At 60.2% G+C, this 17,606-nt stretch carries 14 protein-coding genes and 2 pseudogenes; 4 read left to right on the top strand and 12 right to left on the bottom strand.

What is annotated here, in order from left to right:
* Window positions 1–166: 166 nt before the first annotated feature.
* The 3 genes and pseudogenes from ABL840_RS15735 to ABL840_RS15725 all read right to left on the bottom strand — a co-directional run.
* Window positions 167–844, bottom strand: a pseudogene (locus ABL840_RS15735) (polyketide synthase); the annotation flags it as partial.
* Window positions 826–1,716 carry a beta-ketoacyl synthase N-terminal-like domain-containing protein gene (locus tag ABL840_RS15730; protein ID WP_418116290.1) on the bottom strand — a complete coding sequence of 297 codons (891 nt, stop codon included), beginning with the start codon at window positions 1,714–1,716 and terminating at the stop codon, window positions 826–828. The pseudogene ABL840_RS15735 and the gene ABL840_RS15730, both read right to left, overlap by 19 nt.
* Window positions 1,713–2,185, bottom strand: a pseudogene (locus ABL840_RS15725) (KR domain-containing protein). Before ABL840_RS15725 ends, ABL840_RS15730 begins: the two are co-directional and overlap by 4 nt.
* Window positions 2,186–2,592: 407 nt before the next feature.
* Between ABL840_RS15725 and ABL840_RS15720 the strand changes: the two are divergent.
* Entirely contained in the window at window positions 2,593–2,748 is a 156-nt protein-coding gene (locus ABL840_RS15720; protein WP_418116289.1) for a hypothetical protein, read from the top strand.
* A gap of 502 nt (window positions 2,749–3,250) precedes the next feature.
* On the opposite strand, the gene fabD is transcribed toward ABL840_RS15720, so the two are convergent.
* Complete coding sequence (gene fabD / locus ABL840_RS15715; protein WP_093209984.1) at window positions 3,251–4,126, bottom strand: ACP S-malonyltransferase; 876 nt, start codon at window positions 4,124–4,126, stop codon at window positions 3,251–3,253.
* A 46-nt stretch (window positions 4,127–4,172) separates the two neighbouring features.
* Window positions 4,173–5,609 (bottom strand): cytochrome P450, encoded by a 1,437-nt coding sequence (locus ABL840_RS15710; protein ID WP_093209982.1) that lies wholly within the window; start codon window positions 5,607–5,609, stop codon window positions 4,173–4,175.
* Window positions 5,610–6,021: 412 nt separating this feature from the next.
* Between ABL840_RS15710 and ABL840_RS15705 the strand changes: the two genes are divergently transcribed.
* Window positions 6,022–6,258 (top strand): hypothetical protein, encoded by a 237-nt coding sequence (locus ABL840_RS15705; RefSeq protein WP_093429340.1) that lies wholly within the window; start codon window positions 6,022–6,024, stop codon window positions 6,256–6,258.
* A 1,152-nt stretch (window positions 6,259–7,410) separates the two neighbouring features.
* Entirely contained in the window at window positions 7,411–8,175 is a 765-nt protein-coding gene (locus tag ABL840_RS15700) for a metallophosphoesterase family protein (protein ID WP_093209980.1), read from the top strand.
* 183 nt (window positions 8,176–8,358) lie between these two features.
* On the opposite strand, the gene ABL840_RS15695 is transcribed toward ABL840_RS15700, so the two are convergent.
* The 3 genes from ABL840_RS15695 to ABL840_RS15685 all read right to left on the bottom strand — a co-directional run bounded on the left by ABL840_RS15695 (window position 8,359) and on the right by ABL840_RS15685 (window position 10,974).
* Complete coding sequence (locus ABL840_RS15695; RefSeq protein WP_418116288.1) at window positions 8,359–9,465, bottom strand: relaxase/mobilization nuclease domain-containing protein; 1,107 nt, start codon at window positions 9,463–9,465, stop codon at window positions 8,359–8,361.
* A complete protein-coding gene (locus tag ABL840_RS15690) occupies window positions 9,458–9,757 on the bottom strand; it encodes a hypothetical protein (protein ID WP_176947550.1) in 300 nt (99 codons plus the stop codon). Before ABL840_RS15690 ends, ABL840_RS15695 begins: the two co-directional genes overlap by 8 nt.
* A 644-nt stretch (window positions 9,758–10,401) precedes the next feature.
* Entirely contained in the window at window positions 10,402–10,974 is a 573-nt protein-coding gene (locus tag ABL840_RS15685) for an XRE family transcriptional regulator (protein WP_093304769.1), read from the bottom strand.
* Between the two features lie 147 nt (window positions 10,975–11,121).
* On the opposite strand from ABL840_RS15685, the gene ABL840_RS15680 reads away from it, so the two are divergent.
* Complete coding sequence (locus ABL840_RS15680) at window positions 11,122–11,430, top strand: helix-turn-helix domain-containing protein (protein ID WP_418116287.1); 309 nt, start codon at window positions 11,122–11,124, stop codon at window positions 11,428–11,430.
* An 873-nt stretch (window positions 11,431–12,303) separates the two neighbouring features.
* On the opposite strand, the gene ABL840_RS15675 is transcribed toward ABL840_RS15680, so the two are convergent.
* The 4 genes from ABL840_RS15675 to ABL840_RS15660 all read right to left on the bottom strand — a co-directional run bounded on the left by ABL840_RS15675 (window position 12,304) and on the right by ABL840_RS15660 (window position 17,548).
* The gene (locus ABL840_RS15675) at window positions 12,304–12,396 is read right to left on the bottom strand and encodes a phage portal protein (protein WP_143042967.1); all 93 of its coding nucleotides are present in this window, start codon (window positions 12,394–12,396) and stop codon (window positions 12,304–12,306) included.
* Between the two features lie 195 nt (window positions 12,397–12,591).
* Window positions 12,592–13,650 (bottom strand): phage portal protein, encoded by a 1,059-nt coding sequence (locus ABL840_RS15670; protein WP_093304772.1) that lies wholly within the window; start codon window positions 13,648–13,650, stop codon window positions 12,592–12,594.
* A gap of 1 nt (window position 13,651) precedes the next feature.
* A complete protein-coding gene (locus ABL840_RS15665; RefSeq protein ID WP_177227984.1) occupies window positions 13,652–13,822 on the bottom strand; it encodes a hypothetical protein in 171 nt (56 codons plus the stop codon).
* A gap of 159 nt (window positions 13,823–13,981) precedes the next feature.
* Window positions 13,982–17,548 (bottom strand): SIR2 family NAD-dependent protein deacylase, encoded by a 3,567-nt coding sequence (locus tag ABL840_RS15660; protein WP_093304775.1) that lies wholly within the window; start codon window positions 17,546–17,548, stop codon window positions 13,982–13,984.
* Between the last annotated feature and the right edge of the window lie 58 nt (window positions 17,549–17,606).

Below are 17,606 nucleotides of genomic sequence, written 5' to 3'. Positions count from 1 at the left end.
CGCTGCGGCTCCCCGCCAGACTGACCTGCGGACGCTTCCACTCGCCCAGCGTGCGCTGCACCACGAAGGGTGTGCGCGCAAAGTCGATGTTCGGGTTCAGCTCCTCGCTGTGCAGGCTCGGCACCAGCTGGCCGTGCTTGAGCTGCAGCAGCACCTTCGTCAGCCCCGCGATCCCCGCCGCACTCTCGCAATGCCCGATGTTCGACTTCGCCGAGCCGATCGCGCAGTACTGCCTGTCCTGCGTCTGAGCTCCGAACGCCTTGCTCAAACCCGCAACCTCGATCGGGTCGCCAAGTGCCGTGCCCGTCCCGTGCGCTTCGACGTAGCTGATGGTGCGCGGGTGCACGCCCGCCTTGCGCAGTGCATCCTCGATCAACTCTCCCTGCGCCTGCGGGTTGGGCACCGTGTAGCCGTTGGTCTTCCCACCGTGGTTGATCGCCGTCGCCTTGATCAAGCCGTAGATCTGGTCGCCATCGGCCTCCGCAAGCGAGAGCCGCTTCAGGAACAGCACCCCTACGCCCTCGCCCGGCACGTAGCCATCGCCTCCCGCACCGAAGCTTCGGCACAGCCCCTCCGTCGAGAGCATTCGCAGCGCAGACATGGTGAGGTAGTTCGACGGATGGAGATTCAAGTTCACGCCGCCGGCGAGCGCCACCTCGCATTCGCCTCGCAGCAGATGCTCGCAGGCCTCGTGGATCGCCGTGAAGGAGGCCGAGCACATCGTGTCCAGCGGCATGCTGGGGCCGTGGAAGTCGAACAGGTACGACACCCGGTTGGCCACCGAGCTGAACGAGGTCTGCGGCAGCGCCTGCGTGCCCTGCCGCCTCAGCTCCGGCCCGTACAACTCATAGCCGGTCTTCGTGATCCCGGCATAGACGCCACCCGTCCCTTGTGCAGCGCCGCCAGTCGCGCACGCGTGTAGCCCGCGTCCTCCAGCGCCTCCCAGCACGCCTGCACGAACAGACGCTCCTGGGGATCCATGGTCTCGGCCTCGCGCGGCGAGATCCCGAAGAACAACGGATCGAACTCGGCGAATCCTTCCAGGAATCCGCCCCACTTCCCGTAGCTCTTGCCCTGTGCCGCGGCCTGGTCCGGGTCCGGGTGATAGAAGCCCTCCAGCGACCAGCGCTCCGACGGAATCTCGCCGATGCAATTCACGCCCTGCTTGAGGTTCTCCCAGAAGGCCTCCAGCGTCGCAGCCTTCGGATACCGCCCGCCCAGACCCACGATGGCAATGGGTTCCCGATCAGCTTGCCGACTGCCACAGGTAGCGCGCGATGCACGGCGCATCCGATCCATTTCCGGCCAATTGCTCTCTGCCTCGACAACGACCTGCGCCTTCCGGACACCGCTCCACTGCGCACACGTCTGCGGGTACTCGGCCGCCAAGTAGCCGGCCAGGGCACTCAGCGTCCGGTACTCGAAGAGCAGTGTCTTGGGGATTTCTTCGCCGAAGATCCCGTTCAGTGCCAGATTGAGCTGGGACACCATCACCGAGTCAATCCCGTAACGCTCCAGCGCCTCCTCGGGATCGATCCTGTCCGCGTCGATCTTCGCCACCTTGGAGAACAGCGCCAGGAGGCCATGCAACACCTTCTCCTGCAACGCCTGCAGGTCCACGCCCAGGTCGGCGTCCGACTCCGAACGCCGGACAGGGCGCGAAACCATCGACACCTTCGGCTCGATGCGGCTGCGCTCGCCCGAGAGCACCGTCACCCGAGGCGTCCCCTCCAGCGACAGCGCACGCGCCAGCGCCGACAGCCCCTCCGGCGTCCCCAGCGGCACCAACCCTGCGCTGCGCCACAGTCGATCCCGCGTCGCCGCATCCACCCGCATCCGCCCTCTGCCCACAGCGGCCACGCCATCGACAGCGTGCGACCCGAGCACTCGCCCGCCTGCACCGCAGCCGCACGCAGCGCCGCGTGCGCATCCAGGAACGCGTTGGCCGCCGCGTAGTCCGTCTGGCCCACGTTCCCCAGCATGCCCGCAGCCGAGGAGAAGCTGACGAACACCTCCAGCGGCTGATCTCGCGTCGCCGCATCCAGCGCCAGCACTCCGCCACCTTCGGTGCGAGCACCGCACGCAACTCGCTCTCCGTCTTCTTCACAAGGAAGCTGTCGCGCAGCACCCCGGCCGTGTGGATCACGCCCGTGAGCCCACCGTGTGCCTGGACCACCTCCCGCACACATGCGGCCACCGCCTCGGCATCCGTCACGTCCACCTGCCGGTACACCACGCGCGCCCAGCGCCTCCAGCTGCCGCAGCTGCTGCAGCTTCTCGGCACCCAGCACCGAACGCCCCGTCAGCACCAGCGTCACATCCGACACCGCCGTCGCGATCGCCTTGCCGAAGATCAACCCGAGGCCCCCGGCACCACCACTGATCAGGTACACGCCCCCGCGCTTCCACGGCGTCGGCACCAACGCCTGCGCCTGCTCGGCATCCTCGCGCACCTCCTCCAGGCGCATCACCTCGCGCGTCGCTGCCCGATAGCGCACGTCCTCCTCGAACGCCTGCGCCTCGGCGCTCACACACTGCGCCAGGGCCTCGCCCCCAAGCGAAGGCTCCACCCCAAGCACCTGGATCACCAGCTTGGGTGACTCCTGGCGCGCACTCTTCAACATCCCGCCCAGCCCCGCCAGCAGCGCCCCTTCTCCACTCGCGGGCACCACCAGTTGCACGCGCACCCAGCCCGACGGCTTCTCCGAGAACATGGCCTGCAGATACGCCAGCAACTGCGCGGCGTAGCCGCCGTAGCGCGTCGACAGATCCGCGCCCTCGGCGCTCAGGTGCAGGCACCGCGCCTGCGGCAACGCCGCCTTCAGCGCAGCCTCCGCATCGCCACCCACCTCGCACAGCACCACCCAATGCGCGCCATAGGACACCGGCTCAGCCGCCGGCAGTTGCGCCTCCTGCCACGTCGGGCGCAGCAGCAGCGTCTCCACCTCGCCCTTCGCATGCGCAGGCGCCGCAGCCTGCACAGCAACGCTGTCCAACGAGCCTTGCTGACGCGCCGATTTGAGAATGGTCAAGGCTGCGTCCAAAGATAGACGCTTAGCTTCTACCTGACCGAACACGTACTTCAACAAGTCATTCATGACGTCAACAGCTCCCTGTATTTCTCGGAACGCCTATCAACTCAGCCGATGTCGATGGTCAGGATCGATCGCCTCGGTCACGCCGCTTCCAGGGCAAGACGGCACAACCGCTACGCCGCACCCTTGTTTGGCCATGCGAGTCGCGACTGAAATCACGCCATCGTGGCGTCGTACTCTCGAATCTGCTGGATCAATCGCGTCAACACAGTGCCAGGACCGATTTCGTGGAATTCATCCACACCGGACTCGGACATGTGCCGCACACTCTGCGTCCAAAGCACGGGGCGAGAAATCTGCCTGACCAGGAAAGCGCGCACGGTCAACGTTGGATCGCCGGCAGGATAGGGACGCCCAGTCACGTTGGAGATGACCGGCAGCAGGAGCGGCTCGAAACTGAAGTCGACAAGGAAATCCTGGAACGCCCGCGCAGCGTCGATCATGTAGCGCGAGTGGAAGGCGGCACTGACCGGAAGCGGCACGCAAGCGTCCGCCTCCTTCTCGAGCAGCCGACAGGCCAGCGTCAGATCGTCCTTCTTTCCGGAAATTACCGTCTGATTGGGCGCGTTGTAGTTGGCGACATCAATTCCAGCGAGGTCAGCCCCCCGAAGAATGGACTCGACACGAGCCGCACCAGGCCCTAAGACAGCCGCCATGCCGCCGGATTTGACCTGACCCATCAGTTCTCCCCGCTTCTGGACCAGACGCAGCCCCGTCAACAGATCGAAAGCACCAGCCGCCAGCAAGGCGTTGTATTCGCCCAGACTGTGTCCTGCGACGATGCCTGCATGCTGCCCTCGGGATCGCGCCGCGTAGTAGTGCAATGCATTGACGACAAACAGACTTGGCTGGGTATACCGGGTCTCCATGAGTTGGCTCTGAGAAGCGTTTGCGCAGAAGTCACGCATGGAGTAGCCGAGCAACGCGTCCACCTCTCTTTCGATCGACACGTACTCCTTCACTTCGTCGAACAATCCCGCTCCCATTCCCTTCTTCTGGGAGCCCTGCCCTGGAAAAACGAATGCATGCATTGAGAATCCTTTAACTGTCTAGTTCATTTCATCTGGGAATTGCGAGTCAGGAGCCCGAAGCCACATGCACCGGGCATCTTCCGGATAGCGCCGGCGTTCTTGTGGAGCCCGCGACATGCGTATTCAAACTGCTCGTCCGCCTCGAAAGCACGAGTCGCATGCCACCTGCCGGCCGCATGGTCGTGTGCATCAACAAGCCAGGCTCGGCTTGGCCGGGCGCAGGCGTGAGCGAATAGCGTTGCAGCAGCAAGGCGAGCGCCAGCTTTATTTCCATGCTGGCTAGGTTGTTGCCAATGCATACGCGCGGGCCGATCCCGAAAGGGAAATAGCTTCCTCTGGTGATGTTTTCCGCGTTCTCCGGATTGAATCGCTCGGGATCGAAGCGCAGCGGATCTTCGAACCAGCGTTCGTCGCGTTGTACGACGAACGAAAGGATGGAGACCAAGGCCCCCTTGGGCACCAGCCATTCGCCAACCTGCACGTCCTCCGTGGCCCTGCGAACGATGACGCCGGTCGCCGGGGAATACAGGCGCAGCGTCTCTTTGACAACCTGATCCAGATAAGTGAGCCGAGCCATGTCGGCGAATGTCGGCTCGCGTTGGCCGATCACTTCATCGATCTCGACCGAAGCGCGCTCCTGGACATCAGGGTACTTGGCAAGCACCCAGGCCGCCCAGCACAGGCTCGTGGCGGTGGTCGAGTGGCCGGCGAGGAAGACCGCCATGCTCTGGTCCCGCGCTTGCCGATCCGAATCCTGGCCGTCACCCCTCCCGTCGCCGGATAAAGCCAGCAGCGTCCCAAGAAAATCGTCCTGCTTCGATCCTTCCGCGCGGCGCCGACGAATCTGTGACGTGACAAAGTCGTTCAGCACACCCATCGCCCAACGCTTTTCAGCCTTGCCGGGCAGCGGCAGCCAGTCAGGCAAGGTCATGGGCATCCCCATCTCCGCAAAGGAGATCTGACTCCACAATCGAACGGCCTTCTCGATCTCCGCTGTATCCTGCTCCACCCGGCCTCCAAACATGGTGCGCAGCACGGCGTCGATGGTGAGCATGTTCATCGCATGTTCGAAGTCCAGAGAGGTTTCGGTGGGCAGCCGGTCCAGCGATTCACGCGCCGCCTCCACCACTTGTCCGGCGTAGTAATCGAATTGCTTGTTGCTGAAGCTGGGCTGAAGAATTCGCCGCTGCTGGCGCCACTCTTCGCCCTCGGCGATCAAGACGCTTCGCCCATGCAGTTGAGAATGCACTTCGATGATGCGCTCGTATCGGACGAATGACTTGGCCTTCTCGACCAACACTTCCCGGATCAGCGCGGGATGCGCGAAGGCATAGAGGTCGCGACTCGTCAGCCGCATATAAACAGCATCACCATAGCGACGATGCGTTTCCTGCCAGAAGTCGAGATAACGGCGCCGCATCTCACCCAGCAAGCTGAAACCAAACCATCGGCCCTCGGGGCCCGGCGGTCGTAGAAGCGTCATTGGGTGCGTCCTCCGTAAGTTGGTCTAAAACCTGAGATCCAGCATCAACACTGATTCGCAGCAGGTGCGACCTGCTGCATTCGTCGTTGTGTGCGCTGTGAAGATCGATGGCACATTGAGCTGCACGCTCGCTGGCCGTCCAATGCCATGTGACCAATGCACGAGCCAGGGCCGGATACAGCTCGCAAGGTGGGGGATCGAACGGCTCCCAATCGAGATGACGCCATGCGAACGCACGCGCACGCCATGCTTCGTATCAAGGTGAGGGGCGAGCCCAACCAGTCTGCCGCGCTCGCGACTGCAACCAACAACCCGGCGGCCAAAGGCCTGCGTCACACCCCCGCCCCCCCGGGCATCGCGATAGGTCATCGGCTTCACACCCCACGCCACCTTCGTGACGCGAGGTGCCACATTGGGCGCGGTGGTGCGGCTTGCGATCACTGCCGGCCTCATCAATCCACTGCAGCCCGCCATGCAGGCCTCGCTCAAAGACGCCCCTGCGCGAACGAATAGTGAGATGGCGCTCGACCGCATCCTCCTCGTGCAGGGCACCGCCCTCCCCCGAAAGATCCTTTCCCGGACGCTTGCCATTGGCGGCGGCACGAGACGCTGGCGCAGACGATGGGATTGGCAGGCCACCGACGCGTAGCGTTGCCTGCGCCAACTCTCATTGACCGAACTGCGCGGTGCTGCGTAGTTGGATCTATGCTGTGTCAGCCTGGATGAAGCCGTTGCACCCCACTCTCCGAGAGGGTGCACACAGACCCCAACTCCACAGACCGAGGCAACCTCGGCAGCAAGCGCCACCGCCTCGTGAGCCGCTAGGACACCCCGCCGATCTTCTACGTGAAGGGAATTAATCGCCACGATTCGGCGACCTTCGAGCAATTGCTCGATATGCCGCAGGGCTGGCCCTTGCGATAGCCTGCCAAGCTGCGCGGCCGACAAGGAGTCGACCATTCGCACTGCCGCGCGCATCAGAAGCGCCGCAGTATCAAGAACCGCATCGCCCGAATAGACATTGGGCGCAACCGGCTCGAGCTCCATGGCCAAAGCATCGAATGCGTGCTTGGCTGGCCGCATTCAGTAAGTTGCACACCCAATGCCAACGCCGCATCGGCATTCATTTGGCTTGGCCTTCCCTGGCTTGCTGTGTTATCCACATTCGTACTCTGCATCCGTCTGTTAGTTGTTTTAAGAGGGCACCGGAATAACGAACTGCGATGCTAGCATGGCACGAATAGAAATGTCACATATTCAATATCGAGCTTAATGAGTCGAGAGAACTTATGTTTTCACACCTGCCTCGCAATTCAAATAAGTTGCTCTCGACCCTGGCAATCACCCGGCATCCAAGTCGTCCGTCAGCCTGTAGATAATCAATTGGCATTACCAGCAAATAGAATTAGGAAAGAATTAGAACGCGCTGGCCTTCATGTTTCAGGAGGGGGGGAGAATCACGATGACGCGGACGGGGCGAAGTACTCTTTAGGCCGGTTCCTGAATACACAGCACTTGAAGCACAGGCCATTGCCCTACTAGGCTCTTTCACTACAAATGCAGCACCCAGAGGACCGCAATGTCGCCCAAGGGAAACTCAGTTCACCCTGCCGGCGCGCTATATAGTCAACGCCCGCCACTACCACAAGGCCGCGTTCTTGGAATAACTGTCACCCAAAACAGCCGGCCCGCATATGACATGATCGTGACATCCTGCGCTCGGGAGCTGAAAAATTCAGCTGCAGCAATCGCCTTGCTCCTTGGCAGCAGGCATGGCTGATTTCCGTTGTAATCCGGCGGCATGAGAGTTTTCGCGCTATCGGACATTCACGTCGACTATGAAGCCAATGCGCGCTGGGTCGAGTCACTCTCCCGAAGCGACTACCGCGACGATGTACTGCTTCTAGCAGGGGACGTCTCTGACTCTGTGGTGCTGCTGGAGCGTTGCCTGCGCCAATTTGCAGACCGCTTCAAGCACCTGCTGTTCGTTCCTGGCAATCATGAGCTTTGGGTCGTCCGCGATGGCGCCTGCAGCGACTCATTCGACAAGTTCGAGATGGTTTGCGAAATCGCGCGACGCAGCGGCGCATCCATGGCCCCCTTCCGCCACGGCCAATTGACCATCGTTCCGTTGCTTGGCTGGTACGACTACTCCTTCGGTGAGCCGGATTTGGCGCTCCTCCAGACATGGATGGACTTTCACGCTTGCCGCTGGCCAGGCGCTTGGACGTCTTACGATGTGACCTCGCATTTTCTGCAGATGAATCGGTACCAGCGGCGCACGCCCGACGAGATCATCATCTCGTTTTCCCACTTCGTGCCCCGCATCGACGTGATGCCCAATTTCATCCCCCTCCAACACCGCGGTATCTTTCCTGTCCTAGGCACACACCGTCTGGAACAACAGGTACGCGAACTGGGCTCTGCGATCCATGTCTATGGGCATAGCCATGTCAACCGATGCGTGCAGCTCGACGGGACGGCGTATGTCAACAATGCGTTCGCCTATCCGCGTGAAGTGCACCTATCCCAGAAAGCGTTGTTGTGTCTGTATGACTGCCCATGAGTTGTGCCCTACATCAAACAACGAGCCAAGGGATGCTCTGACGCCACCCAGCCGTTGAATTGATCCGTAGTTTCTTTTTGTCGCCCGGATCAGGGTGGCATGCGAGAAACCGAAGGAAATTCCATAGAGAGCACGGCAAGCGAGATCTATCGCGATTTCAACGCGATATTGATATGCGGCCGTTCACCGAATATGCGGCCCGGGCGACTTGACATCTACCAGCTCCTGCGCCCGACTCCTCCCTACCTCCCTCCAGCGCCCGGCCATGCGTTGCGCATCAGTCTGTACGGAAGGCATGCGCGCGACGAAGCGCTCCACCCGAGCGGCCAGTTCGCCCTGACCGTGCCTTCGAAGCGCGTCAGCGGTCGCCCGCCAGTCCACCGCGACCTCCTGCCGCGTGCGCTGCATCGCCTCCTTGCCGGCATCCCGCGTACCCTGCCTCGCCTGAAGCGCGTGGAGCACGCTGTCCAGCTTGGCACGCATGAAGGTCGAGGTCTTCGGCGCTCGACGCCCTGCCCGCTCGCCCATCGGCAGTTGCCCGAACGCGCGCAGCGCGCGAAGCCGATGATGGATCGCGTCCTTGTACGGCTTGCGGACCTGCCCCCGCACCTGCCGCGGCGTCGCATTGGCGGCCACGCCCTGCTCCCGCATCAGCGCGGCGAACTGCTCGCGCCGTTGCCTCAGCGTCTCCTTGCGGATGTACAGGCGCTGGCCAGGCTCGAACTCGTGCTCGCACTTGACCGCCAGATGCACGTGCGGATGCGGCTGGTCGGTGTGCAGCACCATCGCATAGCGATGCTGCAGTGCGAAGTTCTCGCGCGCGAACACGCGCGCCGCCGTCAGCACCTTCTGCGGCGGCGTGCCGGCCGGCATCGACAGCACGATGTCGTGCACGAGCTTCGCCCGGGTGTCCTTCTGCCCCTCGGCCGGCCTGGGCTTGTACTGGCTTCTGCAAAGTTCGAGCTGCCAGTCGGTCACGACCTCCCTGGGGGCGCCGCGCCCCTGCATCGCCGGTCCCTCGTCGATCTCGATGGGCAGCTTGCCGTGCCGGCTGATGTAGCCCAGATGCGCCTCCACGCCGCCCACGTCGCGCCCGCCGCCGGAGACCTTCACCATCACCTCGGGCGTGCGCCCCACCGTGCGCTGGACCTGCGTGATCTCGCCGGACCCGAAGCGCAGGGTGCCGCCGGGCCCGCGCCGGCCGTAGCTCACGATGTCCAGCGCCATGTCGCGCACGCCGTTCGCCGGTCCGCGATCAGTACGTGCCAGCCGTACCGTCCGCTCAGGCATGGTCCGCCTCGCGGCTGCCGGTCTCCCAGCTGATGAGGTTGCGTTGCACGATGGAGGCCGTGGCCTCGCGCACCGCCTCGATCTCTCGCCGGGCCAGGGCGATCGCATTGCGCAGGTCCGAGGCCCATGGCTCCGTCACGGTGTTCGGCATGCCGAACATTCGGAGCTGCCGTCCGAGCGCGGCCAGTTGCGCGCAGCTCACCCTGAGCTGATCCAGTTCTCTCGGGGGCAGTACGGTCGATCCATGGACATGGTTGTGGATCAGCATGGCCAGGTAGCTGCCGGTTTTCATTCCCCGAGCCTCGGCCCTCTCCGACACCCGGGCTCGATCCCCTTCGCGAAGCCGTAGCGTGACGCGCTCTCCCGCAAGGCAGCCGGTCCCCGATGTTCGAGCGCCTCGCGAGGGGACCGATCCGGATGCCGCTGATGCATTGGCCCGCAGCACCTCGTCGACGACACGGGCGAGCAGACCGGACTCGCTGAGCTGATGACGTGCAGCCAGCGCCGCAAACCGTGTCCGGACGTCTACCGGCACCCGGGTCCCCATCACGCTTGATCGAGAGGGTTTGGTCATCGCAACGCCATGGCTGTTAACAATGTCTGACGGCAGTCTATCCTGCCCTCATCACCGCACAAGGCCTCTGCCCTAGCAATTTCAGCGTCGCGCTACAAACATCACCTCGAGACCGCTCGATGCTCAGCCGCCTTTCGCTCGCACGGAAGCGCTTCACGGGACACATCCACGAGCTCTTCACCGCTCTCAAAAGAGGAGGCCGCAATCACTGACAGGCGTTTGTGAGGCCACCGGTGTTCGGCATGCCGAACACCTAGGGAGGGAGAAGGCGGGCAATCCAGCATGACCCAATGAATGCGCGAGCAATTCGATCAACAGCGCATCCGCCTCGCTTCGCAGCATGGCGTTGTGGCGCAAGCAACCTACTCGCGCAACGTGAACACCACCGACAGGTAGGACACCGGCTGAACCTCGATCGCCTCGATGCCGTGCAGCGCCGTCGCATCGAACAGCAGTGAGTCCCCCGCCCTCACCTCGACCACCTTGGCGCCATAGCGGTAGCACACCTCACCTGAGAGGAAGTACAGGAACTTCAGGCCCGGGTGCTGAAAGGTCACATAGGGGTCGGCCCCCGGAAGCAGCGTGACCAGATACGGCTCGACGAAGAGGTTGCCCGACAGCAGGTGGCCCAGCAGCTCGTAGCGGTAGTCCGCCACCGCGCCGATGCGGTCGACCAGTACACCGTGTCCTGCCCGCACATGGCAGAAATCCGTGCGCCGCGCCTGATCGCTGAAGAAGCGCGAGACCGGCACGTGCAGGCCTTGCGCGAGTCGCTCCAACGTCTCCACCGACGGCGAGACTAGCCCGCGCTCGATGCGCGAGAGCATCGAGGAAGAGATCCCCGACGCCAAGGCCAACGCACCGCCGGACACACCCGTCGCCATGCGCAGCGCCCTCACCTGCGCGCCGATGCGCGCTGCTGACAGGCTGCGCACGACAGGCGCTGTTTGCCGCGGCCGGACACGCGTCACCGAAGCCGGTAGACGCAGCGGACGAGTTGTTGGCAGCGGCGATGGAAGCAGTCTCGTGGACATTTGGCATACCTCTCAAAACGGTAACCATATCCCGTGATATTTTATCCCGTGGTGCTGTATTCCTTTAAAACTGACCATCTCCATATGGCGATTGGGGTCTCAGCAGGCAGGAAGAAAGTATCGGAGCTTGTGCTTTTTGGCGATGCGGTGCGTGAGCGCCGGAAGGCCTTGGGCTATTCTCAAGAGGCATTCGGGGACGCGTGTGGTATTGACCGCAGTTACATCGGCGGCATAGAGCGAGGCGAACACAATCTTGCGCTGGTCAACATTCTCAAGATCATTGCGACCTTGGAGCTCCAGCCATCTGAGTTCTTTCGGGCGCTCGACACACCACGCAAGAAACTGAGGTCTGGCTGAGAGCAATATCTTTGGATCGCTTGGAGCTTGCCATCTGCAGCGAGCTGCCAAGGGCAATTCACTACCAACCTGTCGATCGGTCTGCGCATGCCGACTCTAGGGGGCCTTATTCGTGAACAATCTTGGTCACCTTATTGCCGCACTGTCGAAAGCGGCTTGGCTCACTCGGCGATCGCGGCCCACAACTCACCCTCGTAGCCTTCGCGCAGTTCAATCTCAGCGACCACAAACGCTGCGAAGTGGTCGGAGTTAACGCCTGGCGCAAGGCTCTCCGTAGACATCGCCCGACTCGCCGGAGTCCCTGCACGGCATTCGACTTGCATAGGAACCTTCACGATTCGCACTGAAGCTAACCTGCAGCCGACAAGCGCCAAAGCAACAGGCACCAAACAGCCCCATGGAGCGCAGATCGCTTCATGGCTGCACCTCCCTCAATCACTCGTCAATGCGCAACTGCGCGCTTGCGCAAACATCGCAAGACACGACCGCCGGCGTCGCGAGAATGCCCTGCGTCCGTGCCTGATAGTCGAGCGCGCAGCAGCCTGCGCCTTCTTCGCCTCGGCCGCGCGGTTATTGGTAAAGTCACGAAGCCTTCCGTCGCATCGCCGCAGGCCATTACCGCCGCTCGCGCATCGTCACGCTGCGGCACCGACGTGGCCGCCTTCTATCGCGCGCCCGCCCACGCCCAACCGAGCGCCACCAATAAGGCCTACGTCGGGCTCATTGCTCAGCACCTTGTAGGCTCGGGCTGTGGCCGCCTTGCACTCGGCGAGCTTCAGCCGCTTCGCTTCGTTGACACATTCTGCGTGAAGAAACCGAAGTGATTCGCGCCGTGTTCGGCGGCCAGCATGAAGCCGCCCAGGTGCTGCAGGCTCAGCGTGCCCGCCCCATCCATGGGATGCCGCGCACCTGCTCGGCGCACTCGGCCTTGAAGCCGTGGATCACGTCCTCGGCAGGGAGGCGCACGCGCCGGCGCGATGTGCGAGAGCTGACCTGCCCCCTTCAGGCGCACCAATGTTGAGTTAGCGAGTCCAAGGTTGTGGAGACTACTTGATCTCCGGTGATTGCCTTGCATCGCCAGCGCGCTAGCGATGCAAGGCCGCAATCAACGTCTGGCCGCTTGGCTATACACGGCTCTGACGGGCCGCAGCGGTACCGCCTTTATTCTGCCGGCCGGCCCGGCGTAAAGCTGGAAAGACGCGCACCGGCGGGCAGCGGAATGACCGCAGCGCCCTTGAGTTGACGGATGTTGCGGGTCTGCGCGACCGAGGCATTCCACGCATCGCGCGGGTTCTCGCCGAACAGCTCGGCAGCGGATGCCGGATCGAGATCCGATTCGAGGAACGCCGCGACCAGTGAATTTGCGAGACTCGCCTGCAGCTCGTTGGCCGCGTACTTGCCGGCCATGTGGAATTCGCGCATGACGGCCGACACGACCGGCTTGCCGCGCGATTGGCCGGTGCGTTCCTTGTCGTGCAAATGGATGACCCGACGACGGCCCCACGAAGTGAACGCGGCCACGCGGTCCCACTCCATGAACTGCGCCTCTCGTGTCATGCCGTAGAAGCCGAACGCGAAGGCGTCACCCGGATGGCGCTTGAGGATGTGATACGCGACCGGCGCACCCCATTTGTCGAACTCGATGCCCTTGCGGATGTCCTCGCGATGCTCCATGCCGACCGGTGTTGCGAGCCGGTCGGACTCCACCATCATGAGCCGCGTGTTCCAGCGAGCACCAGGACGGGGCAGCCACAGCGGCAGTGCCAGCGCATCGCCGTTGAGCATCGCGCCGCCAAGCGCCTGCAGGGTCATGCCGAGCAGGTTCTGCGTGCGTGCGGCATCGCACTCGGGTGTTTCGGCCCAAGAGCGGAATTTGGCTTCGGTGACGTTGCCCCACTCGCGAGCCCGCTCGCGCGTCCAGCCGAGCAGGCGGTAATCCGGCGTGGCACTCAGACGCAGCACCGAACCCACGATGTTGTCGCGCAGGGTCTGCATGCCGCCGGCCATGAGACCGTTGTTCCGGCCCAGGTCGCGCGAGCGCGCGGTCAGCGTGTCGAGGTCTGGTAGCAGGTCGGCATCGGCACTGCCGGCGACCGGGTTCCAGTCGCGCATCGCCAGGTCAGTGCCCGAGGCGGCATCGTGGGCGGCCATGGCCGCGCCAGAGCGGACAGACACAGTGGCGCTCGCGGACGGATGGCGGTGACGGGTGCGGCGCGCCATCTCAGACCATGTAGATGGGGCCGCGCGAACTGCCGCCCGAACGGCGGTCAAGCTCTTCGCTCACGGCGGCGATTTCCTTGCGGATCTCGGCGACGTTCTGCTGGTACTGAACAGACCGCCCGTTGTGGGCGGCAGAGGTGGGGGTGGTTAGCCGGTCCTGCAGCGACGCCATGAGGCGCGTGCGGGAGGCTTGAAGTTCAGAAACTGAGAGGTGGCGGTAAATGCCCATGCATGCGATGACAACAGTTCATCGCGGACATTTCCGCTGGACATTTTCACAAAATCGCGTCCCGACAGATCATTTTGTAGTGACCGGAAGCCTACCAGTTGGTCAGTGCTCAAGGTGAGCAAATCTGACTTCGGGCAGCGGATCCAATCGAGCTGTAGCTAATACCCGCTCCAACTCGCTTTGATTTCCTGACCCTACACGCACCAGTTCACCGGCAAGTTTTGCAGATTCTGCCCGCAATAGAGATACGCTTACCGCACTTCGGCTACTCGGAATTGTGGACATGTAATCCGCAGAATCAAATATCGACGGACAGCATTCCCCTAGAACGTCCAACTCACTTTGATTGAGCCAGCCATTTTGAATCATCTTTTTCATGGTCCACAACAAGGCGGGTAGACCCGATTTTTTCCCGGACTCAATAATGGTGACCAGCTGAGACACCAAATCACCAACCTCTCTGTCAGAGCGAAACTCACGCCACTTGAGCAATGCATAGGATGCGGACGCAACTGAATTTGCATCATCAGCCTGAAGCCCCTTTCTAATCTCCCTTTTGACAATCTTTGTGTTTTCATCTGGCGACTGAGCAAAATACACAAAAGCAGTAAGCACCGATTGCGACTTTGATTTTGAATAAAACTCACACAGCTTATCTAAATTAGAGCTAGACCAATCAGCCGGCGACAAGTAAGGCACGACCGCTCCAGAGAGCACATCGCCAATCGCCTTAGCAATTTTTTTGTTCAATCCAGCGGATTCCGAGAAATAATCATTGGAAGTATCCGCTGGGCGCCACGCAGCAAGTCGGTCAAAGTAGTTCAAAGCCTGATGCGACGTTGGAAATTGCTTATCTTTTGTAACGTAAGCAGCACCTTTAATTGAAATTAGAAGCTCGTAATCGCACACGGAACCATCCGTACGCTCGAATAAATAGCGCCGTAGCAGCGAAATAGTTGCCTCTGAGTTCGGAGAAGGAAGCTCAAGAAGAATTGCGCGGGACAAACCAATATTTGGAATTGACTCATACACCGGACCAGCACCCCAAACCGCGTCGGCGAGTTTTGAACATTCAGCCGGGCTTAGAAAGTTCGACCTCACCAACGGAAGCAAGCGAATAAGGGCAGGATCGTCATCTGGAGAAATTGGTGTGATGGAACCTATTATTTCATCGATGCGACGATCTTGAGCTGCATTTGAAATTCTCGTACCCGGATTTTTTATTTGAGGGCTTGGCCAACGCATCCTACCGGAGTCGTTAATTTCAGAAACCAATGGAAACGCCAGATATTCAAAAAGAACGTCCGAATGCTCGCTTTCTGGAATGCTTTCTAGCGAATATTCGACAAGATGTCCTAGGGCATCGATAATCCAAAGATGCCGAAGCGATGAGTTCCGCGCAATGTCGTTTGCTAAGCGGAAAGCCTGTTTAGCTTGCTCGGAAGAGGCTCGCACAACCACTCTGGCCAATACTTCCAAGAAAATCCGCAACTTAGTGAGCGCAAAGGACTTGTCGCCAACATGCGCTGCCATCAATTTCCCCCGCCAATACTCGATTGCGGAAATAGATTGCTGAAACAACTTATCGGCAATTTCCTGCGAGATTCGAGCCATGTGCACACGGGAAAAAGCGAATTTCAGGACATCATCAGACTCACTATTGGCCGCCCTTATGGCAAGTGAAAATCGATGCTCATCATCAATTCCGTCCACTCGTGTTACTTGCTTGACCTTGTCTCCTAAAAAATTCACTCCACTCACACGCACCGGAATACCGACCGATTCAGCAACGCCATAAAGCAATAGCAGCGGATGCAATTCGTTAGAAAATTGAATACTTCCAGAATTATCGATATACCGTCCTGGCTCGAATGACGGATCAATTTCCGCTTCATTTTGTTTTTCAATAGTCTTGGCGATCCGAATTTGCACGTAATCCATGCAATCAAACGGACTACACTGAGCCTCTTGATAATTCGCAGGAAATCTCTCGAGCTGCTTCTCGGAACTCCATCTATTGATTCCGCGCAGTAGCCAAGTTGCCCAAGCCAATCTTGACAGCACGTATACAGAATTTTTACTGCTTCTGTACTGACCAGAAAGTTCGTGAAAAGCAGATCTAATGAGTTTTTCACCTTCCTCAAATCGTCCACATTCGGCCAGCAGCGCAGCTTTTTGAATCTTCCTAACCGGATCTGCTTCGGAGATAGTCTCCGCCATCTTCTCCATTAGCGGAAAATCATGCCTGTCGCGCGCTTCTCTTGCACGAAACAAGGAAATTTCGTTGACCACATCCGGCCAAAACTGAACGTTTTCCTCCAAGATTTTCGAAGCACGTTCGGCCATGCGGCGACTGGAATCATCCGGAAACCAAATGGACCTCTTGAGCAACAAGAGAGCGATCTCCAATTGCTGCCTCTTTGTCAGTCCGCAATTATCTTTCGGATCGCAAACCAAAAGAAATTGCTCCGCCAGCCATGACTGAGGCTGCTCGAAGGTTATCGACTGGCGCCATGCAATTTCATAGAGCAACTTAGCCCTCAAACCCGGGGAAAGCGCAGCCAAATTCTTTGTATTTGGATACGGGTCGCTGATTTGAGTTTGTAAGGCGAAGCGAATCCCCGAAGGACATACGAGCCATCCAGGATATGACTCCCGATCGCTAATCAGCACTGGAAGTTGGCGTTCAAGCAGAGTCGCCGCAAATTGCTCATCCTTGTAGCTCTTGTCAAACTCCTCTGCCGCAACGGATTTTCGATGGATCGAACTAGGAACCCAACTCCACGGGGTCTTAGGCTTAAGTGCGGTCAACACTTCCAAGAAGATCTGCGTTGCCGCAGCGTGTCGCAAGTCCAAATCCTCGTGATCCGAAACAATTGCTCCTAAATCTATTGGCGCGATATTGATTGACTCCAAATAGCGCCGTTTCGCAGCGGTTAGATTGAGCGCACCGACGAGGTAGATGCGACGTGCATGTGTGGACAATCGATCGCGCACCCACCCAGCCCACTGCAGAAAATTCGGATCATCCCCTGAGAAACCAAGCAAGCAGAGCTCATTTTCTATAAAGATCTGACGCGCCAAATTGACAAATGCAGCATGATTTTCGGGGTATTTTCTGTAGTCCTCTTGTGTAAATACAAGATCTTCGGAGACGTCTAGAGTGCCATGCAGCTTTATTATTCGCGGCGCGGACGAGCTAGAAATATCTTCTTCTTTAAGAATTACTTTATACGCGGGATCCATGACCTCCGCCGCTGCCCGCTCCAAGAGAGAATCCCAGTTTGTCGTCAAGACATCTGACCAAGGCAGGCTCAGTAGACTTTTATGAAGCGGGCCCGGACGCCAGGCCGCGTCGTTCATCTCTCGACGGATCAAATCATGCAGCGCTGGCTTTCCAAAATACGCGTGATACTCCTCCGCGAGTCTCAATGGATCCGCCTTCGCATCCGCGCCCAGATCCGAGGCAAGAGCAGACGACAGATGTAGCCATAAGGGCAATTTTCTTTGCGCATCTATGGTCACTGCCGCTGCACGGCTAAAGCCAGCGCCGACCATGACGGCCGCACCATGGGAGGAGTCGTCTTGATGCCACAAGCCGGCCGCCAGCTTCTTCAAGGCGGCGTAGTCCGGCAGTTCAGAGACCCGTTTCGCTGCAGTATTGCTCATAAATTCCCTCTTTACTCATTAGCATAGGTCCCGTCAGACGACATATGATGATTCTGCT

Source organism: Variovorax sp. NFACC27, from assembly GCF_048301545.1.
In the GTDB taxonomy this organism is placed as follows: Bacteria; Pseudomonadota; Gammaproteobacteria; order Burkholderiales; family Burkholderiaceae_C; genus Variovorax; species Variovorax gossypii.
The sequence above is the reverse complement of the archived record's forward strand: the minus strand, read 5'-3'. Positions and strand labels throughout refer to the sequence as shown.